Raw genomic sequence first — 18827 nt, forward strand, 5'->3', positions numbered from 1 at the left:
CCCTCTCCTCAGCCCAGGTCCGTCTGGCCGGCGCGCGTGATCCGATACTGGAGCACCGTGATCGCGCTGAGCACCACCAGTAGCGCCACCGACATCGCGGAGGCGTAGCCGAACTGGAAGCGGCCGAACGCGGAGCCGTAGATGTAGAACTGCAGGACGTTGGTGGCGTTCGCAGGACCGCCGTTGGTCGTCACGGCGACCGTGTCGAACACCTGGAACGATCCGATCACCGTCATGATCAGCACGACCGCCAGGACCGGTCGCAGCAGCGGCAGCGTGATCCGCCAGAACATGCGCCCCTCGCTCGCGCCGTCCACCTTCGCGGCCTCGTACATGTCGTTGGGGATGGCCTGGAGGCCCGCGAACAGCAGCAGCGCGGTGTAGCCGACGTGCCGCCACACATTGATCAGGGCGATCGTCGGGATCGCCCAGGTCTCGTCGTTGAGGAACGGGATGCGGTCGAAGCCGAGCCCGGCGATGATCTCGTTGCCTATGCCGAGCTGGGTGTCCAGGATCCAGAGCCAGACGATGCCCGCGACGACGTTCGACATCAGATACGGCGTGAGCACGACGCCGCGCAGCACCGCCGACTGGGTCAGCCGCTGGAGCAGTACGGCGATGGCGAGCGCCGACACCGTCTGCACCCCGATGTTGATGACCACGTAGACCACGGTGACCCGCAGCGAGTCCCAGAAGATCGGGTCGTGGACCATGCGGTCGTAGTTGTCGAGGCCCACCCACTCCGCGGGCGTCAGCAGGTTGAAGCGGGTGAAGCTCAGATAGATGCCCCGCAGCGTGGGCCAGAGCAGGAAGACCACGAAGCCCAGCAGCGCCGGGGCGAGGAACACCGCGGCGAGCCGGCCGTCCCCGCCGCCCTCCCGGGCTTTCGCCCTCCCCGTTCTCGGTGTCGTCCGTACGCCCTCGGCGCCCCCCACGGGGAGGCGCGACGGAGGGCTGCTGGAGGCGATGGTCATCGGGAGACTCCCTCGTCTGCGGCGGCTCATCCTCGGGCACTTACTTTTGCGGCGAAAGAATAAGGGCGTCAAGAGGCGCGCAAACATCTTTTCCAAGCCATCGTCGGTCGCCTAGAGTGGTCATATTGCTTCCATCACGAAAGAAACGGACGGGGGATACTGACCGTCATGACCGCACTAGCCGCCAGCTGGCACCCCCTGAGCCCCGGTGAGCGTTCGGTGGCGATCGAGGTGCTCGTCCACGGACCCCTGTCGCGCACCGAGCTCGCGCACCGCCTCGACCTGTCCGCGGGCAGCCTCACCCGGCTGACCAAGCCGCTCATCGAGTCCGGACTGCTGATCGAGGTGCCCGAAGCGGGCGCGTCCGCCGAGGTGCGCCAGGGCCGCCCCTCGCAGCCGCTCGACGTGGTCGCCGACTCCCGCTCCTTCATCGGCTTCAAGGTCACGGGCGACATGGCCTACGGCGTCGTCACCACGCTGCGCAGCGAGATCGTCGCCCGCCACGACCGGCCCCTCACCACCCACGACCCCGCCGAAGTCGCCGACCTGCTCGCCGAGATGGCCGACGACCTGGCCCGCGCCCACCCCTCGCGGGTCGCGGGCATCGGCATCGGCGTGGGCGGTCTGGTCCAGGAGCGCTCCGTCGTCGGGGAGTCACCGTTCCTGCACTGGCGGGACGTCCCGCTCGCCGAACTCGTCGAGGACCGCACGGGATTGCCGGTCGTCATAGAGAACGACGTCGCCGCGCTCGTCGAGGCGGAGACCTGGTTCGGCGCGGGACGCGGCCTCGACCGCTTCGTCGTGCTCACCATCGGCGCCGGCCTCGGCTACGGACTGGTGCTGGGCGGTCGCCGGGTCCCCTACGCCGAGGAGGACCGCGGCTTCGGGCGGCACTGGATCGTCAACCCGAACGGTCCGCTCACGCCCGAGGGCGAACGCGGCAGCGCCGTCTCCCTGTTGACCATCCCCAACATCCGCTATCAGGTGCGGGCCGCCACCGGCCGCGACCACACCTACGAGGAGATCCTCACCCTCGCCGCCGCGGGCGAGCCCATGCCGGCCCGGGTCATCGACGAGGCCGCGCGGGCGCTGGGCGTCCTCATCGCCCAGATCGCCAACTTCGCGATGCCGCAGAAGATCCTGCTCGCCGGTGAGGGCGTCGGTCTGATGGACGTGGCGGGCAAGGCGGTGGACGACACCATCCGCTTCCACCGGCATCCGCTGGCCGCGCCGATCGACCTGGAGACCAAGGTGTCCGACTTCCATGACTGGGCGCGCGGCGCGGCCGTCCTGGCGATCCAGGTACTGGTCCTCGGGACGGCGGAATCGTGAGTTCCACCACGGTTGACCTGGGTGAACTCCCGAAACATGGGGGCCAGATGGACGTGATCAGCAACACGGTCTGAAATGTCCGTATTGCTCGTACTTACTCACGGCGCCTTCACCTGCGGCCCCGTATGCTTCACATCATGTCCACCACTGTTGAACCGGCTTCCGATAGGTCGGCTGACGAGGTCAACGAGGAGATCCGGGCCCTGTGGTTCCGGTCGGGCGGGACACTGAGCGGCGAGCAGCGCGAGGAATACCGGCGGCTCGTCCTGGAGTGGGCCGCCGCGGCCCCGCAGCCGGCCTGACGTCCCTCCTCGAAAGACCCACAAGCACGCAAGGCCACTGGAGGCACCCGTTCTCACGGGTGCCTTTTCGCACGTCGGGCCTCAGCCCCACGTCACGTCGTGCCTCAGCCCCACGTCGCCGAGTAGTACCGCTGATACGCCTTGCGGTCCTGCTCCGCCCGGATGTACCGGGTCGCCACCAGCGCGATCATGCTGCCCCCGACCACCAGCAGCCCCGGACCGACGTTCCGGGTGTCCGTGAGCCGGGCCAGCAGCGTCTCGCCCTCCGCGCCCCCGCCCGTCACGGGCGCCGACGACCCCGGCGTGGCCGCACCGGGAGCGCTCGCGCCCTGCGGGGCGGAGGCGGAGGGGGCCGGCGAGGCGCCCTGCTGTGCGCCACCCGCGGGGGCCGCCACGAGAAGCTGCACCCCGAGCTGGTTCAGTGCCGCCGTCACCGGCTGGAAGAACGTCGTACCGCCCGCCGTGCAGTCACCGCTGCCGCCCGACGTGATGCCGAGCGCGATCCCCTCGGAGAACAACGGCCCGCCGCTGTCCCCGGGTTCGGCGCACACGTTCGTCTCGATCAGACCGGTCACCGTGCCCTCGGGGTAGTTGACCGTCGCGTTCAGCGCCGTCACCTGCCCGTCGCGCAGACCGCTCGTGCTGCCGCTGCGGAACACCCGCTGCCCCACGGACGGATCGGCCACCCCCGTGATCTGCACCCCCTTGCCGCCGCCCACGGCCACGACCGCCGCACCGTCGCCCGCCTTGCCGCTGTCGTACTGGACCAGGGAGAAGTCGGCACCCGGGAAGTTCTGCACGGTCGTCTTGCCGAGCTGAGTCCGGCCCCGGTTGTCCGCGAACCAGACCGAACCGGTGGGACCGCAGTGCCCGGCGGTGAGGATGAAGTCCTGCGTTCCGTTCGTCACGTTGAAGCCGGCCGAGCAGCGCCCGCCGGTCGACAGGATCGGCTGCGCCCCGTTGACGCGGGGCGTGAACGTGCCCTCGGCGCGCTCCATGCGCACGAAGCCGCCGATGCCCTCGGCGACCTCGGTGAGCCGCTTCCAGTCGCCGGCGGAGACGGTGCTGTCGGCCCGTACCACCACCTCGTTGGTCCGGTAGTCCAGGGCCCACGCCGTGCCGGCCACCCGGGGCGCCGAACGCAGCGTGCCGGTCGCCGACTTGAGCTCGTCCATGCTGTGCGGGACGACCTTCGCCGTGGCGCCCGCCCGGCGCACCTCGGCGGCGGACTTCTGGTCGGTGACGGCGACGACCGGCCGCCCGTCCGTACCGATCCAGCTGCCCGCCGTACGCGAAGTGCCCAGCCGGGCCACCAGATCGGTGCCCGTCTGCGCCGCCGACGCGGCGGTCGTACGAGGAAGGGCGGGGGTTCCCTCGGGTTCGCTCGCGACGGCACGGGTCACCATCGTTCCGCCCAACAGGAGTCCGCCGACGGCGGCCAGCCGTGTCGCTCGCCGGACCATCCGTCGTCGTGCGTGCCTCATGCATGGCTCCCGAACCCCGAACGTGCGGCGACAACACCGCGGGGCCGCGCGGAAGTCGAGTGCCCTCCCCTCATACGCGCACCGGGGCCGCAGTGTTCAAGCGGTCGGCGTCAGTTCTTGCGACCGACCCCGCAGTAGAGGGCCACCTCGGGCGGCTCCGTCCCATCCACGCACTCGGCGCGCCAGCGTGAGCACGACACGACTCCCGGCGCCAGCACGTCCAGACCGTCGAAGAAGCGGGCGACGGCCTCCGGGGCGCGCTGGGTCAGCCGGGGCGTGCCGTGCTCGTTCCAGAACCGGACGGCCTCGTCCACGTCCGGCATGCCCGGGTGCACGACGGTGTGCGACAGCACGAGATGGCTGCCGGCCGGCAACGCGTCCATGAGCCGGCGCACGAGGCCGTACGGGTCCTCGTCGTCGCCGATGAAGATGACCACACCGAGCAGCATCAGGGCGACCGGGCGGGTGAAGTCCAGGGTGGCGGAGGCCCGTTGGAGGATGGCGTCGACATTGCGCAGATCCTCGTCGAGATGGTCGGTGCGGCCCTCGGGCGTACCGGTGAGCAGGGCGCGGGCGTGGGTGAGGACGAGCGGGTCGTTGTCGACGTAGACGACCCGCGCGTCGGCGGCGAGGCGCTGGGCGACCTCGTGCGTGTTCTCCGCGGTGGGCAGCCCGGTTCCTATGTCGAGGAACTGCCGGACGCCCGCCTCGCCGACGAGATGACGCACCGCACGGCCCAGGAAGCGGCGGTCGGCGCGGGCGTACTCGTCGATGGCCGGATGGAGTTCCCGGATCCGGTCGCCCGCCACCCGGTCCACCTCGTAGTAGTCCCCGCCGCCCAGCCAGTAGTTCCAGATCCGGGCCGTGTGCGGTTGCAGCGTGTTGATCCGGCTGCGCAGGGACGCGGCGGTGGCCGGCGAGTGGTCCGTCACGGGGCTCTGTTCTCCTGGAGTGCCTGCTCGGATACGACGACAACGCGCAATCTAGACCGCGAGGTTGGCCTCTGCCGAGGGTGCGGAGGCAACTCCGTTCAGCGCGTTCGGCGAGAGCACGGCCCAGCTGCGTTCGTCGCCCCACACGGACGTCGGCCCGACATAGGGGCGCAGCAGCGCCACGAGCGCCGGATCGCCACGCCCGTTGAGCACGTCGGAGGCGATCTTGCGGGCGATCCCCGCGAGGAAGTCGGCCAGCTGGATCCGGGGATCCCACCGCGCCTGGACCAGCTCCATGCCGTCGAAGCCGACGCCCGCCCGACCGGCCGTCTCCTCGATCCAGGCGATACGGTCCGGCGTCAGCATGTTCTGCCGGTCGTGGACCAGCCGGACCGTACGGCGGCCTCCCGCGCTCCAGTGCGCGGCCGTGTGGACGATCGCGGGCAGCAGCGGATTGAGCGCGGGGATCAGCGGATAGTGCTCCCCGACCCGGGCCCGGTAGGCGTCGGCCCGCGTCCGCGTCGCGGCCAGCCGCTCCAGGGTCCGCGCCACCTCCGGCCGGGGCGCGGCGCGGCGCAGGGCGGCGAGCGTACGGAAGAACGCGGCCACGGGCTCGTCCGGTTCGCCGTTGCCGCGTACGCGCAGCAGGTGGTTCGCCGCCTCCAGAAAGCTCCGCCATCGGTCCGGGCCGAAGTCCGCCGGGCCCTGCCGGTAGAGGGCGAGGACCCCCGAAGCGTCACCGTCGGCGCCGACGGCGCTGTCGGCGCTGTCGTCCAGCAGGAGGGCGACCGCCCGGTCCACGACGAAGTACGTCTTCTCGGTCAGATGCACATGGGCGTGCCCGTACAGCGGCCCCGAGGCCGAGAGCAGGGACTCCAGCGCCGCCCGGTGCTTCTCCCGCAGCAGATGGTTCGCCTTGTACTCCTCGGCGGGCGACCGGATCCGCTCCCGCAGCTCCAGGAGGTACGCGGCGGCGGTCTCCACGGGCAGCTCCACACTGCCGTGCGCGAACACGTCCGTGTTGCCGCCGGTGAGGTTCTCGCCGTCCGACCCCGACTCGTCGCAGGCCACCTCGACGAGCGTCCCCGCGACCGCTCCTCGTACGCCCTCCTCGGGATTCCCTGTCACGCGAAGCTCCCTGTCCGTCCGCCACCCCCAGCATCCCTCGTGCGCTCCGCGAGGTGAACCGAATTGTTCCCGTGCACCCACCCGAGGCGGGCGCGCCGAGGGGCCGCTGCCTAGACTCCGGGCATGAGTGACACGACGCTGGACCGGCTCGCGGCCGGCAGCTATCTGCTGATCACGAGCTTCCGCAAGAACGGCACCGGGGTACCCACCCCGGTATGGGTGGTCCGGGACGGGGACATGCTCGGGGTGTGGTCCGCCGCGGACTCCTGGAAGGTGAAGCGGATCAGGGCCCGCGCCGATGTCCTCGTCGGGCCGTGCGATCTGCGCGGCAATCCCACCGGTGAGTCGGTCCCCGGCACCGCGGAGATCTGCGACGCGGACACGACCGCCCGCTATCGCAAGCTCATCGCCCGCAAGTACGGCATCCTCGGACGTCTGACCCTGCTCGGCAGCCGACTGCGCCGGGGGACGAAGGGCACGGTGGGGATCCGGGTGACGCTGACGGACTGAACGGGGGAGCGAGCAGGGGCGCTCCGCTCCAGGGGAAGGCGTCCCCAGGGGGATGGGGGCTGAGCGGTGGGACGGCATGCCGCGGTCGGGCGTCGGCTGGCCCGGCTGGTCGAGCTCGCGGCGGGTGCGCTCGCCGCTCCTGCCGTCAGGTCCAGGCGCGGTAGGGCTCGTCGAGCAGTTGGAAGACGGGCTCGCCGCGGACGGGGTCCTTGGCGGTGGAGAGGCGGACCCGGTCGCCGCTGTGGATGCCGATGGGCGGGCCCATGACCCGGCCGCGGACGACGAAGCCCTCGGCCATCTCGATCATCGACACGTTGCGCGCGGCGGGCGTGTTGCGGTGCACGACCGTGGAGTGCCGGACCGTCCCCGTGCCCTCGCTGCGTTCCGTGCGCAGATCGCTGCCCTGGCAGACCGGACACAGCAGCCGGTGGTACATGGCGGTGCCGCACCAGTTGCAGCGCTGGAAGACCATGGCGTTCTGATCGGGGGCCGCGGGTTCGAGGACCGCCGCCGCGGAACCGGATGCCTGATGAGCAACGCTTCCTGAGAAGTGGTACACGCTGGTCAACTCCCTGCGCTCGACCGGAATCCCCCGTGCGCGGGTCACCCGGGCACGGATGTGCGCGGCGCTCTGTGCCACCGTGCACATCCGCAGCGTATGGCACTCAGTGTCATCCGTAAAGGCACTCGGTACCCTGAATTTGCGTCGCCCTGCCAGGCGTCAGTGCTGTCCCGGATCCCGTTCCAGCGTGGCCTCGATCTCCTGGACGACCCGCCACAGCGGCGCCCCGCGGCGGGACACCAGCACCACCACGTCCTCGGAGTCCTCGGCGTCCCCGGGGCCGGTGGGCGCGGGCGACGGGCCGAAGGCCGACTGGACGTAGCCGAGCGCGTGGTCCATCTCCGTGCCGACGTCGCCCTTGCCGTCCGAGCGCAGCCAGGACCGCAGCGCGTTGTTGTGCGCCGCGGCGACGGCCGCCGCGATCACGTCGGCCCGCAGGGACCCGTCGCGCCGTCCGGCGAGGCGGCGGCGGAGATACTCCGCGAACGCGCGCTCGTAGCGCCACACCACGGACAGCTCGTACGCGCGAAGGCCCGGAACCTTCTTGGTGAGCCGGTAGCGCTGCACGGAGAAGGTCGGGTTCTCGGTGTACATGCGCAGCACCAGCCGGACCGCCTCGCAGACCCGCAGCACCGGGTCGTCCGCGTCGTCGCCGGCGGCGAGGTAGTCGGTCACGTCGGCCAGGGAGCGCTCGTGGTCGGGGAAGACCACGTCCTCCTTGGAGGGGAAGTAGCGGAAGAACGACCGCCGGCCCACCCCGGCGAGCGTCACGATGTCGTCGACCGTGGTCTGCTCGTACCCCCGCTCCAGGAACAGCTGGAACGCCGCCGCGACCAGGGCGTCGCGCATGGGCGGCTTGGTGGCCGCCGTTTCCGTCTTCTCGCCGCGCCGGGGCGCCGCGCTGCTGGAGCTCATGGACGGGAACGTAGCACCGGTACGTCCGGTATGGCACTCAGTGCTCTCCAGCTGGGGGACTCAGTGCACTAGAGCGCTTGCGCGATCGTATTGATCGGAAGTGATCGATACGCTTGAAGGCGTAGAGTGAGCGGCCCGGGATCACGCTCCGCGTCGGCCCGGGGAACGTTCGTCCAGGCCTCGCACCAGGGGGATTCCATGCGACTGCATGTCGACCAGCGTCATGAGCGGGTGCTCGAACTAGTCCGGCAGCGCGGCAGCCTCCGGGTCGCCGAACTCGCCGCCGAACTCGGGGTCTCCGCGGTGACCCTGCGGCGCGATGTGGAGGCCCTGGCCGCGCAGGGGAGGGTGCAACGGTTGCACGGTGCGGTGGTGTGGCCGGCGGACACCGCGGTCGAGACCCCGGTGCGGCCGGCGACGGCCGAGGGCGCGGTGATCGGGATGATCGTGCCGAACACCCAGAATCTGTTCGCGGACATCGTGCACGGCGCGCGGGAGGCCGCGGCCGCGCAGGGTGCCCGGCTCGTCCTGGGGGTGACCGGCTACGTCGAGGCCGAGGACGCGGTACAGGCCGAGCACCTGGTCGCGGGCGGGGCGCAGGGGCTGATCGTCGCCCCGAGCTGGTTCGACGGCGTCCCCGTGGACGGTCAGGAGAAGTGGCTGCTGGAGCACGGTGTCCCCGCCGTCCTCGTCGAGCGGCTGGCCCCGCCCACCAACCCGGCGGCGGCACTGGACCGGGTCCGCACCGACCGGGCGCACGGCGCGGCGGTGGCGGTGAGTCACTTCGCCGCGCTCGGCCACCGCAAGGTGACGGCGGTGCTGCAGGAAGGCCCGCACGCCGCGCAGATCACGGCGGGCTACCGGGCCGCCGTGGAGTCCCTGGGCCTCGACGTCGCGACCGGCGCGCCGACCGTGCGGGAGCACGGCGACTACGAGGCGAGCGTCGACTACCTGGTCGAGGCGGTGAAGAAGCGCGGTGTCACCGCCGCGCTGGTGCACAGCGACGCCGACGCCATCGTGCTGGTGCCCCGCCTCCAGGCCTGCGGCATCCGGGTGCCCGACGACCTCGCGCTGATCGTGTACGAGGACGAGGTGGCCGGCCTCGCCGACGTGCCCCTCACCGCCGTCGCGCCGCCCAAGCGCGCGGTCGGGGAGCTGGCAACCAAGCTGCTGCTCCAGCGGCTCGCGGAGCGGGGGAGCGGGGCGGCGGACCCCGCGCCGCGTCAACACCTCGACCTGCTCCCGGAGTTGAGGATCCGCGCGTCCTGCGGAGGCCGCCGTTCCGCCAACTGAGCCCGACTCGGAGCGAAGTGATCGATATCTGAGCATTGAGCGATCGTTTTGATTGTCTTGCGCGAACGCTCTTGACTCTGATCGTCCGCGCACAAAAGATGTCCTGCGTCCGCCTCTTCCCGTACGAGGTCTCGTAGGAGACGTGCAATGACGCGCACTTCACGTTCGTTCCGTACCGCTTCCCTCGCCGCCGTCGCAGCCCTGGGGCTGCTGGCCACCGTCACCGCGTGCGGCGGCGACGGCTCCTCGGACGCCGCGTCCGACGGCAAGCCGGTCACCCTGACCTACTGGACCTGGACCCTCGGCGCCAAGTCGACCGTCGAGGAGTTCAACCGGACGCACAAGGACATCAAGGTCAAGTTCACCGAGATACCCGGCGGCACCGAGGGCTACAGCAAGCTCGCCAACGCGGTGAAGGCGGACAACGCGCCCGACGTGGCCACGATCGAGTACCAGATGGTCCCCGAGTTCGCGAGCCAGGGAAACCTGATCGATTTGACCAAGTACGCCGGTGAAACGGTCAAGTCGAAGTTCCCGGAGTCCGTGCAGAGCCTGGTGACCTTCGGCGGCAAGACCTGGACCGTGCCCTACGACGTCGCCCCGCAGCTGTACTACTACCGCACCGACCTGTTCAAGAAGTACGGCATCGAGGTCCCCAAGACCTGGGACGAGTTCAAGGCCGCCGCGGAGAAGGTCAAGAAGCAGGACAAGAACGTCCGCCTCGCCTCGATGCCGAAGAGCGACCCGGCGCTGCTGGCCGCGCTGTCCTGGCAGGCCGGCGGCAAGTGGTTCGCGACCGAGGGCGACGCCTGGAAGCCCGGGGTGAACGACGCCGCCACCAAGAAGGTCGCCGCCTACTGGGACGGCCTTGTCGACGACGGCCTCGTGCAGTCCTTCGCCGGCTGGAGCCCCGAGGAGACCAAGGCCCGCACCGACGGCAAGACCCTCTCCTACCTCGGCGCCTCCTGGTCCGCGGGCGGCATGAAGACGTCCATGCCCGACCTCGCCGGCAAGTGGGCCGCGGCCCCCATCCCCAACTGGGGCACCGCCGCGAGCGGCAACTACGGTGGCACCTCCTACGGCGTCCTCAAGGGCAGCGACCAGGCCGAGGCCGCGACCGAGTTCATCACCTGGCTCACCACGAACAAGGCCGGCGTCGAGGCCCGCCTCGCCGACCTGGAGTCGCCCAGCAGCGCGCTGCCGGCCAACCCCGAGATGCGTGAGGTGGCCGCCGCCAGGTTCGACACCGCGTACCTGAACGGCCAGGACCTCTACGCCCTCGCCTCCGAGCAGGTCGACACGATCGTGCCCGGCTGGACGTGGGGCCCCAACCAGATGGACGTCTACACCGCCGTCCAGGACACCACCGCCAAGTCCGGCTTCACGGCAGGAGTCGAAGCGGGCCAGCAGAAGGCGGAGTCGGGCATAGCGGACCGGGGCCTGAAGCTCGCGAAGTAGCAGCACCGCGAGCCAGCCACAGGTGTGGCCCTTCCCCGATTGGACGGGCCCGGCTCACTTCAGATCCAGGCCCGGCCGACGCACTTGAGGGGCGCGGGGAACTGCGCGACAAGCCCCCACGCCCCCGCAGCCACACGACAAGCCCGAATCACCCCCACCCCCGTAGCCCTTCACCCCGCCCGCCAAGGAGCCCCCGTGGCCCTCACCTCCACCCGCCCCACAAGCCGACAGGTCAAGCACAGGCCTCCAGACCTGTCACGGGGCACCTCACAACTCCAGCGCAACCAACGCCGCACCGCCGCCCTCTTCATCGCCCCCTTCTTCATCCTGTTCGCCGTGGTCATGGTCGCCCCCATCGCCTACGCACTGTGGATGAGCCTCTTCCAGGAGCGCTCCTCAGGACTCGGCTTCGGCGGCGCCGAACGCGTCTTCTCCGGCTTCGACAACTACGCCAACGCCCTGGCCGACGACGGCTTCCGCTCCTCCTTCGCACACATCGCCGCGTACTGCGCCCTCTACATCCCGGTCATGATCGGCGGCTCGCTGGCCCTCGCGCTCCTCGTCGACTCTGCGCTGGCCCGCGCCAAACGCTTCTTCCAACTCGCCCTGTTCCTGCCGCACGCGATTCCCGGACTGATCGCCTCGATCATCTGGATCTATCTCTACACACCCGGCCTGAGCCCGGTGCTCGACTGGATCGGCGCGCTCGGCGGGTCCTGGGACTTCTACCGCGACGACCATGTGCTCGCCTCGATGGTCAACCTGTGCGCCTGGCAGTGGACGGGCTACAACATGGTCATCTTCTACGCCGCGTTGCAGGCCGTCCCGCGCGAAGTGATCGAAGCGGCCGTCGTGGACGGCGCCGGAGCCGTGCGCACCGCCCTGCGGATCAAGGTCCCGATGATCGCCTCCGCGGTCGTCATGACCGTTCTGTTCACCTGTGTCGGCGCGATCCAGATCTTCACCGAGCCGAAACTCCTCAACCAGCGGGGCGCGCCCTCCATCGACACCGAGTGGTCGCCCACGCTCTTCATCTGGAAGGCCGGGTTCGTGCAGCACGACTACGGTCTGGCCGCCGCCGCGTCCCTGATGCTCGCCCTGCTCGGCATCGCCCTCTCCTACCTCGTCACCCGGCTCGGCAACCGGTGGAAGGCGGCCACGTCATGAGCACCCCCACCACCACCCGGCGCCGCGCCTCGACCAGCGCCCTGCTCTCCAGGGGAGCCGTCAACGGCATCCTCATCGTCGCCGCGTTCTACACGCTCATGCCGGTCAGCTGGCTGCTGTTCGCCGCCACCAAGAACCACCGCGACCTGTTCGCCACCTCGGGCTTCGCCTTCGGCGACTTCAACCTCTTCGCGAACCTGGAACGGGTCCTGACCTTCGACGACGGCATATACCTGCGTTGGTTCGGCAACAGCATCCTCTACTCCGTCGTGGGCTCCGCCGCCTCCACCCTTCTGTGCGTGGCCACGGGCTACGCCTTCGACAAGTACGCGTTCCGCGGCAAGGAGAAGCTGTTCGGCCTGGTGCTGGGCGGCGTCCTCGTCCCCACCACCGTCATCCAGCTCCCGATGTACCTGCTCGCCAGCAAGGCGGGCATCGTCGACACCTACTGGGCGCTGCTGCTGCCGGCCCTGGTCAACCCGTTCGGCGTCTACCTCGCCCGCGTCTTCTCGGAGGGCTATGTGCCGAACGAGGTCCTGGAGGCCGCCCGCGTGGACGGGGCCGGTGAACTGCGCCTGTTCTCCCGGATCTCCCTGCCCATGCTGGCACCCGGCTTCATGACGATCTTCCTGTTCTCGTTCACCGCCAGCTGGAACAACTTCTTCGGCGCCCTCGTCATGCTCAACGACGACTCGCTCTACCCGGTCAACCTGGGCCTGTTCATGTGGAACAGCGTCACCCAGCAGCAGCCCGAGTACTACTCGCTCGTCATCACCGGCTCCCTCGTCGCCGTCGTCCCGCTGGTCGTCGCCTTCGTGTGCCTCCAGCGCTTCTGGCGCTCCGGCCTGACCGCGGGCGCCGTCAAATGACCCTGTCCGTCCAGGAAGGCACCCTCCTGAACACCAGCCGGCCGCCCACCGTCCTGCTCGCCATGGACTCCCCCCTCCACCAACGGCTCCTGGTGGAAGGCTCACTGGACCGACTCCGTTCCGTCGCGCGAGTCGACCTCGCCAGGGTCGTCACCGACCTCGCCACCGCGGACGCCGGTCGACTCGCCGAGGCCGAGGTGCTCTTCACCCACTGGGGCGCACCGGAACTCACCGAGGAGACACTGCGCCGTCTGCCCCGGCTGCGGGCGGTCGTCCACGCGGCCGGCTCGGTCAAGCACCATGTCACCGACGCCGTCTGGCGACGCGGCATCGCGGTCTCCTCCGCGGCCGCCGCCAACGCCCTGCCGGTCGCCGAATTCACCCTGGCCGCCATCCTGTTCGCGAACAAGCGCGTGCTCGACGTCGCCCGCGACTACGCCGCCGTCCGTACCCGACCCGACCTGCTCCCGTACTTCAGCGGCCACGGCAACTACCACCGCACGGTCGGAATCGTCGGCGCGTCCCGCATCGGACGCCGACTCCTCGACCTGCTGCGCCCGCACGACCTCGACGTGCTCCTGCACGACCCGTACGTCGACGACCGGCAGGCCCGCGACCTGGGAGTGGAGCCGGTCGGACTCGACGAACTGGCCCGGCGCAGCGACGTGGTCTCCATCCACGCCCCCCAACTCCCCGAGACCCACCACATGTTCGACGCCCGCCGCATCGCACTCCTCAGGGACGGTGCCACCCTGATCAACACCGCGCGCGGCTCCCTCGTCGACACGGACGCCCTCACCGCGCACCTCGTGACCGGCCGCCTCCACGCCGTCCTCGACGTCACGGAACCGGACGTGCCGCCCGCCGACTCACCGCTGTACACGCTTCCCAACGTCCTGCTGACCCCGCACATCGCGGGCTCCCTCGGCAACGAGCTGCACCGGATGACCGATTGGGCCATCGACGAGGTCTCCCGGTACGCGCGAGGCCTGCCCTTCGCCCACCCGGTCGGCTCCGAGGAACTGTCCCGCTCGGCCTGAACACCCCACGACCGAAAGGAAGAACGTGCGCAACCGTGTCCTTGTCGTCGGTATCGACGGCGTACGTCTCGACGTACTGCGCCGGCTGCCCACCCCGCACCTCGACGCCCTGGCCGCCGACGGCTTCCTCACCCCCGTCGAGGTGGACGCGGACACCCCCACCATGTCGGGTCCGTGCTGGGCGACGATCGTCACCGGCGTCACCGCGGCCCGACATGGGGTGTGGAGCAACGACTTCACCGGGCACCGCCTCGACGTCTTCCCCGACTTCGCCACCCGGCTCGCCGAACAGGACGGCCGTCGCACCTTCGTCGGGGCAGGCTGGCGCCCGCTGATGCAGGTCCGTGACGGCGGCCCCCTGTTCCGGGCCCCGTCCAGGACCGTCTTCATCGAGCCGACCGCGGACACCCCGGAAGCCTGGGAACGCTGCGACGACCAGATCACCGACGCGGCCGTACGGGTCCTGGCCGAGGACGAGATCGATGCGGCGTTCGTCTACCTCGGCGCCCCCGACGAGACCGCGCACTTCCTCGGCTGCGGCGAACCGTACGAGGCGTCGATACGACAGGCCGACCTCCGCCTCGGCCGCCTGCTCGCCGCGCTGCGCTCCCGCCCCTCCCACGCCGACGAACACTGGACCGTCCTCGTCGTGACCGACCACGGCCACGTCGACGCGGGTGGCCATGGCGGCCGTAGCCCCGAGGAGCGCACGGCGTGGCTGGCCGCGGCGGGCCCCGGTATCGGCGCCGCACCACCAACAGTGCGGCACGCGGACGTCGCCGCCCAGGCGTTCGCGGCCCTCGGCCGCCACCCCGACCGGCACTGGACCCTGGACGGCCGTCCCTTCGCCGCCGCCCCGCACGCCGTGCTCCTCGACATGGACGGCACCCTCGTCGACACCGAGTCGCTGTGGCTGCGCACCGTCCGCGCGAGCGCACCCGACGTCGAGGTGACCCATGTCCTCGGCCGCTCCGTCTCCGACACCGCCGCCCACCTGCACGCCCGCACCGGCGGAGACCCGCGGGAACTGGCCGCCGAACTGGAGGAACGGTTCCTGACAGCAGTCCGGCAGGAGGCCACCCCGCTGCCCGGCGCGCTCGAACTCCTCGACCTCCTCCAGGAGTTGGACGTCCCCGCGGCTCTGGTCTCGGCCTCCTCACGGCCCGTCGTGGACACCGTCCTCGCGCTCCTCGGCCCCGACCGGTTCCGTACGACGGTCGCCGACGGCGAGACGCCCCGCACCAAACCCGCCGCGGACCCCTATCTCGCCGCCGCCCGGAACCTCGGCGTCGACCCCGCGGCCTGTCTCGCCGTCGAGGACTCGCCCACCGGCGTCACGGCCGCCGAGGCCGCCGGCTGCCGGATCCTCGCCGTCCCGTCGTACGCCCCCATCGCGCCGGCACCACGCCGCACGGTGGTGGCCGACCTGAAGGGGATCGGCCGGCGCGAGCTGTGGGCGGCGGGGCTGTGACCTGGTGATCCGGCATTTTGTTCGACGTACTTCCGCCGCATACGATCGCCTCCCGCCGCCGTCGAGGAGAAGACCCGCATGCCGCGCATCCTGTATGTCACCGACCTCGCCTACGAGGCACGCGGGCGGCGCTACTGCGACGAGGACATCTTCCTGACCGCACGGCTGCGCGAGGACTTCGACCTCGCCCTGTGCAACCCGAGGGACGCGGCGGCGCTGATGGACGCCTTCGACGCGGTGGTCATCCGCAACAGCGGTCCCGTGCTGACCCACCAGGAGGCCTACGACGCCTTCCGCGAGCGCGCGCTCGCGACGGGAACGCGGGTGTACAACCCCCTCTCCGGCAAGGCCGACATGGCCGGCAAGCAGTACCTGCTCGACCTCCATGCCGCGAGGTTCCCGGTCATCCCCACCGTCGACCGCGCCGACGACCTGCACCGCCTCCCGGACACGGACCGGTACGTCGTCAAGCCCAAGCTGGGCGCCGACTCCATGGGTCTGGAGATCGTGCCCGCCGCCGAGGTGCGCGCCCACGCGACCGGTGACGTCCTGGTCCAGCCCTGCGTCGACTTCACCTACGAGGTGTCCTTCTACTTCGTCGACCACGACTTCCAGTACGCCCTGTACGCGCCGCACCCCGACCGGCGCTGGCAGCTGGAGCCGTACGAACCCACCGCGGACGACCTGGACTTCGCGCGCCGGTTCATCGACTGGAACTCCCTCGACCACGGCATCCAGCGCGTCGACGCCTGCCGCGCCCCCGGCGGGGAACTGCTGCTGGTCGAGCTGGAGGACCTGAACCCCTATCTGTCGCTCGACGTGCTCGACGACGCGGCGCGGGACGCCTTCGTGACCGCGATGAAGACGTCCCTGCGCCGGTTCCTCAGCCGAGTGTGACGGTGATCTTCTGGGTGACTCCGGCCAGGCCGGTCATGTCCCCGAAGGTCAGCCGCAGCGCGGATCCCGTCGTGGCCGAGGTGACCGAGGACGGCTTCGACACCACCGAGGACACGGCCCGGTTCCAGGTGAGCGTGAGGCCCGTGTTCATCCGCTTCGGATCGCTGACGCAGAGCACCGCCGTACCGTCGCTCTTCTCGCTGATCATCACGCAGCACGGGTCGCTCGCGACGAGGTCGCCGACCGTGCCGCCGAACCAGAAGTTGACGCCGGTGAATCCCAACGAGGGGACGGCCACGCCCTGTTGGTCGTCGGTGTTGGCGAGGACGGTCAGCCAGCCGGTGGCGGTGGCCCGCGCCTGGGTCTGTGCGGCCGTGGCGCCCGGCATGAGCAGATAGGCGTAGGTGCCGCCGGTCGGGTCGGTGCCGTGGTCGACGTACAGGGCCAGGTACTTGCGGTTGAGGACCGTCGTGGCGCCGCCCTTGTTGATGTCGCTCCACTTCCCGTCGCGCGAGTCCCTGAGCGCGGTGAAGCCCTGGCCGCCGGGGAAGACGTAGCCGCCCATGCCGCCGATGTGCGCCCAGCCCGCCCCGGTGAACGTCTGTGACCAGGGGTAGGCGGCGGAGTAGGCGGTGCCGTCGACGGTGAGGGCGTGGCTTCCGGTGGGGCCGAGGTTGCGGTTCTCGATCGTCGACTCGACCGTCGTGCCGTCGGTGCACCTGATGCCGGCGCCCAGGCAGACGATCGAGTCGTCCAGACAGAACCACGACTTCTTCGCCAGGAGCGTGGACTGGAGTCCCTTGAGGTACTGGCCGATCGCGGCCCGCTGTCCGTCCGTGGCCCCGCCCACCCAGTTCACGTCCGGCAGGGATGCGCCCCAGTCGCCGCCGGCAGCGTCCGCCAGGACCTTGCGGGAGGCCGTGGTGCCAGGCAGGCGGTAGGGGTCGACGGTGGGCCAGAAGGCGTCGCTGTACTGGCCGTTGGCGTAGGTGTCGCCCCACCAGTAGAGCATTCCGGAGCCCGTGTGCCAGCCGCGCAGGTTCTCGCCGTTGCCGGTCTCGTAGTAGGTGATCCTGCGGTCGGCCATGCTGAGCGACGCGGCCCAGCCGGGTCGGCGGTGGGTGGCCCGCGCCATGCCGGTGAAGAGCCGGTGGCCGGTCGGCTCGGCGATCGCGGTGACCGTCGTGTCGTCCGCGACGCTCTGGAGACGGGCGAGCCCCGTCAGCCCGAGGGCGGGGTCGCTCAACGGCGGGCTGTAGTAGTCACGCTGGATCCACCCCTTCACCAGACCGCGCCAGCGCGCGTTCTCGCCGGCGCTCGCGCTCTGGCCCAGCAGGACGATGGACGCGAGGATCGGATGACCGCGCAGATGGTCGTTCTGCTGGATCTGCTTGGTGTCGGTGGCCGAGAGGCCCCGGCTGACCGCCCGCCCCGAGACGCCGTCCATCACCAGCCCGTTGTAGAGGAAGGGCGCCCAGGCGTTCTCCACGGCGTCGAACACGATCTGCCGGTTCGCGTCGGTGACCTGCCACGTCGACTCGGAGAGCAGCGCGAACAGCATCGCCAGCCCGCCGAGCAGGACGGAACCGTACGAGCCCGTGTACGGCACGGTCGTGTGCTGGACGAACGACCCGTCGGCGTAGAGACCGTCGCCGCTCGTGACGTACGGGAAGACGGGGGACAGGGCGTCCCGGGCCAGCGCGACCTTCGCGGAACTCGCGCCGACGATCCCCCGCAGCGCCAGCACCCGGCACAGGTCGACCCGGTTGGCCCCGGTGCTGGTGCCGCTGTAGCTCGCGACGGCGGAGTCGGGGACGAAGTGGTCGACGGCCGCGACGTAGTTCGCGAGTTGGGTCGCCGACAGGGCGTCGTACATCAGCACGCACACGTCCAGCAGGGCCTGCGGGGCGCCGATCTGCCAGCTGTACCAGTTGCCGTACCGGGTCTGCCCGGCGTTGTAGACCTCCGTGTGCAGATGGTCGAGGCCGGTGAGGATCGCGGTCCTGAGGGCCGCGTCGCCGGTCAGGCCCGTGCCCTGCTGGCAGTAGGCCTGGGCGAGCGTGCTGAGCCGGTTGTAGCTGGTGTTGAGGTTGCCGGAGTAGCCGTACGACTCCTGGTCGGTGTCGGGTTCCGGGTCGGCGTACACCAGGTCCGGCCACAGCGAGCCGGACGCCGGCGCCATCGAGGACTGCCACTGGGACGCGGTGGCGCCCAGTTCGGTGAGCCGGCTCTTGAAGGGCTCGGCGGTGGGGCTGAAGCCCTCGCCGAGGATCAGCGTGCGCCACTTCGCCCGCAGGGTTGTGAACTCGTCCGACGTGGACGCGGCGTTCGCCTGCGTTTGGACGCCCAGCGCGAGGGCGGTACCGGTGCTTGCGGCTGCGGCCAGCAGGCCGCGACGTGACCAACGAGTCGTCATGACGGCGGTTTCTAGCACGGTATCGCTCAAACGCTCAATAGATCAGGCCATGTTGAACGTATCGATCGTTTCAGTCG

17 protein-coding genes are annotated in these 18827 nt (G+C 70.5%); 10 read left to right on the forward strand and 7 right to left on the reverse strand.

Features of this window, described 5'->3' with window-relative positions; translation table 11 throughout:
* Positions 1-8 precede the first annotated feature (8 nt).
* On the reverse strand, positions 9-974 hold the full coding sequence (locus OG885_RS41385) for a carbohydrate ABC transporter permease (protein WP_405741407.1): 966 nt from the start codon (positions 972-974) through the stop codon (positions 9-11).
* A 168-nt stretch (positions 975-1142) separates the two neighbouring features.
* On the opposite strand from OG885_RS41385, the gene OG885_RS41390 reads away from it, so the two are divergent.
* Both OG885_RS41390 and OG885_RS41395 read left to right on the forward strand, forming a co-directional pair.
* Positions 1143-2306: an ROK family protein gene (locus OG885_RS41390; RefSeq protein WP_405741410.1), complete on the forward strand. Its 1164-nt coding sequence runs from the start codon at positions 1143-1145 to the stop codon at positions 2304-2306.
* A 137-nt stretch (positions 2307-2443) separates the two neighbouring features.
* Positions 2444-2608, forward strand: coding sequence for a hypothetical protein (locus OG885_RS41395; RefSeq protein ID WP_194082231.1), 165 nt, complete (start codon positions 2444-2446; stop codon positions 2606-2608).
* Positions 2609-2712: 104 nt separating this feature from the next.
* Here the strand turns inward: OG885_RS41395 and OG885_RS41400 are convergent, their stop codons facing one another.
* From OG885_RS41400 to OG885_RS41410, 3 genes are all read right to left on the reverse strand, one after another.
* Positions 2713-4092, reverse strand: a complete 1380-nt coding sequence (locus OG885_RS41400) for a S1 family peptidase (protein WP_405741413.1) — start codon at positions 4090-4092, stop codon at positions 2713-2715.
* Between the two features lie 110 nt (positions 4093-4202).
* Positions 4203-5024, reverse strand: a complete 822-nt coding sequence (locus OG885_RS41405; protein WP_405741416.1) for an SAM-dependent methyltransferase — start codon at positions 5022-5024, stop codon at positions 4203-4205.
* Between the two features lie 51 nt (positions 5025-5075).
* Complete coding sequence (locus tag OG885_RS41410; RefSeq protein ID WP_405741419.1) at positions 5076-6152, reverse strand: hypothetical protein; 1077 nt, start codon at positions 6150-6152, stop codon at positions 5076-5078.
* 123 nt (positions 6153-6275) lie between these two features.
* On the opposite strand from OG885_RS41410, the gene OG885_RS41415 reads away from it, so the two are divergent.
* On the forward strand, positions 6276-6662 hold the full coding sequence (locus OG885_RS41415) for a PPOX class F420-dependent oxidoreductase (protein WP_405741422.1): 387 nt from the start codon (positions 6276-6278) through the stop codon (positions 6660-6662).
* Between the two features lie 145 nt (positions 6663-6807).
* On the opposite strand, the gene OG885_RS41420 is transcribed toward OG885_RS41415, so the two are convergent.
* Both OG885_RS41420 and OG885_RS41425 read right to left on the reverse strand, forming a co-directional pair.
* On the reverse strand, positions 6808-7221 hold the full coding sequence (locus OG885_RS41420; RefSeq protein ID WP_405743121.1) for a Zn-ribbon domain-containing OB-fold protein: 414 nt from the start codon (positions 7219-7221) through the stop codon (positions 6808-6810).
* A 162-nt stretch (positions 7222-7383) separates the two neighbouring features.
* On the reverse strand, positions 7384-8139 hold the full coding sequence (locus OG885_RS41425; protein WP_405741425.1) for a TetR family transcriptional regulator: 756 nt from the start codon (positions 8137-8139) through the stop codon (positions 7384-7386).
* Positions 8140-8337: 198 nt separating this feature from the next.
* On the opposite strand from OG885_RS41425, the gene OG885_RS41430 reads away from it, so the two are divergent.
* The 7 genes from OG885_RS41430 to OG885_RS41460 all read left to right on the forward strand — a co-directional run bounded on the left by OG885_RS41430 (position 8338) and on the right by OG885_RS41460 (position 16334).
* The gene (locus OG885_RS41430) at positions 8338-9432 is read left to right on the forward strand and encodes a substrate-binding domain-containing protein (RefSeq protein ID WP_405741428.1); all 1095 of its coding nucleotides are present in this window, start codon (positions 8338-8340) and stop codon (positions 9430-9432) included.
* A gap of 147 nt (positions 9433-9579) precedes the next feature.
* Positions 9580-10890 carry an ABC transporter substrate-binding protein gene (locus OG885_RS41435; protein WP_405741431.1) on the forward strand — a complete coding sequence of 437 codons (1311 nt, stop codon included), beginning with the start codon at positions 9580-9582 and terminating at the stop codon, positions 10888-10890.
* A 342-nt stretch (positions 10891-11232) separates the two neighbouring features.
* Positions 11233-12057, forward strand: coding sequence for a carbohydrate ABC transporter permease (locus tag OG885_RS41440; protein ID WP_405743123.1), 825 nt, complete (start codon positions 11233-11235; stop codon positions 12055-12057).
* Complete coding sequence (locus tag OG885_RS41445) at positions 12054-12926, forward strand: carbohydrate ABC transporter permease (RefSeq protein WP_405741434.1); 873 nt, start codon at positions 12054-12056, stop codon at positions 12924-12926. Before OG885_RS41440 ends, OG885_RS41445 begins: the two co-directional genes overlap by 4 nt.
* On the forward strand, positions 12923-13966 hold the full coding sequence (locus OG885_RS41450) for a hydroxyacid dehydrogenase (protein WP_405741437.1): 1044 nt from the start codon (positions 12923-12925) through the stop codon (positions 13964-13966). Before OG885_RS41445 ends, OG885_RS41450 begins: the two co-directional genes overlap by 4 nt.
* Before the next feature lie 25 nt (positions 13967-13991).
* A complete protein-coding gene (locus tag OG885_RS41455; protein ID WP_405741440.1) occupies positions 13992-15437 on the forward strand; it encodes an HAD-IA family hydrolase in 1446 nt (481 codons plus the stop codon).
* A gap of 78 nt (positions 15438-15515) precedes the next feature.
* Positions 15516-16334 carry a hypothetical protein gene (locus tag OG885_RS41460; RefSeq protein WP_405741443.1) on the forward strand — a complete coding sequence of 273 codons (819 nt, stop codon included), beginning with the start codon at positions 15516-15518 and terminating at the stop codon, positions 16332-16334.
* On the opposite strand, the gene OG885_RS41465 is transcribed toward OG885_RS41460, so the two are convergent.
* Entirely contained in the window at positions 16321-18750 is a 2430-nt protein-coding gene (locus tag OG885_RS41465; protein ID WP_405741445.1) for a polysaccharide lyase 8 family protein, read from the reverse strand. The genes OG885_RS41460 and OG885_RS41465 overlap by 14 nt on opposite strands.
* Positions 18751-18827: the final 77 nt, after the last annotated feature.

The organism is Streptomyces sp. NBC_00028 (assembly GCF_045041065.1).
In the GTDB taxonomy this organism is placed as follows: domain Bacteria; phylum Actinomycetota; class Actinomycetes; order Streptomycetales; family Streptomycetaceae; genus Streptomyces.

Coding starts and splice junctions, on each gene's coding strand:
- OG885_RS41385 (WP_405741407.1), bottom strand. CDS start 974: ATGACCATCGCCTCCAGCAGCCCTCCGTCGCGCCTCCCCGTGGGGGGC.
- OG885_RS41390 (WP_405741410.1), top strand. CDS start 1,143: ATGACCGCACTAGCCGCCAGCTGGCACCCCCTGAGCCCCGGTGAGCGT.
- OG885_RS41395 (WP_194082231.1), top strand. CDS start 2,444: ATGTCCACCACTGTTGAACCGGCTTCCGATAGGTCGGCTGACGAGGTC.
- OG885_RS41400 (WP_405741413.1), bottom strand. CDS start 4,092: ATGAGGCACGCACGACGACGGATGGTCCGGCGAGCGACACGGCTGGCC.
- OG885_RS41415 (WP_405741422.1), top strand. CDS start 6,276: ATGAGTGACACGACGCTGGACCGGCTCGCGGCCGGCAGCTATCTGCTG.
- OG885_RS41425 (WP_405741425.1), bottom strand. CDS start 8,139: ATGAGCTCCAGCAGCGCGGCGCCCCGGCGCGGCGAGAAGACGGAAACG.
- OG885_RS41430 (WP_405741428.1), top strand. CDS start 8,338: ATGCGACTGCATGTCGACCAGCGTCATGAGCGGGTGCTCGAACTAGTC.
- OG885_RS41435 (WP_405741431.1), top strand. CDS start 9,580: ATGACGCGCACTTCACGTTCGTTCCGTACCGCTTCCCTCGCCGCCGTC.
- OG885_RS41440 (WP_405743123.1), top strand. CDS start 11,233: ATGGTCGCCCCCATCGCCTACGCACTGTGGATGAGCCTCTTCCAGGAG.
- OG885_RS41445 (WP_405741434.1), top strand. CDS start 12,054: ATGAGCACCCCCACCACCACCCGGCGCCGCGCCTCGACCAGCGCCCTG.
- OG885_RS41450 (WP_405741437.1), top strand. CDS start 12,923: ATGACCCTGTCCGTCCAGGAAGGCACCCTCCTGAACACCAGCCGGCCG.
- OG885_RS41460 (WP_405741443.1), top strand. CDS start 15,516: ATGCCGCGCATCCTGTATGTCACCGACCTCGCCTACGAGGCACGCGGG.
- OG885_RS41465 (WP_405741445.1), bottom strand. CDS start 18,750: ATGACGACTCGTTGGTCACGTCGCGGCCTGCTGGCCGCAGCCGCAAGC.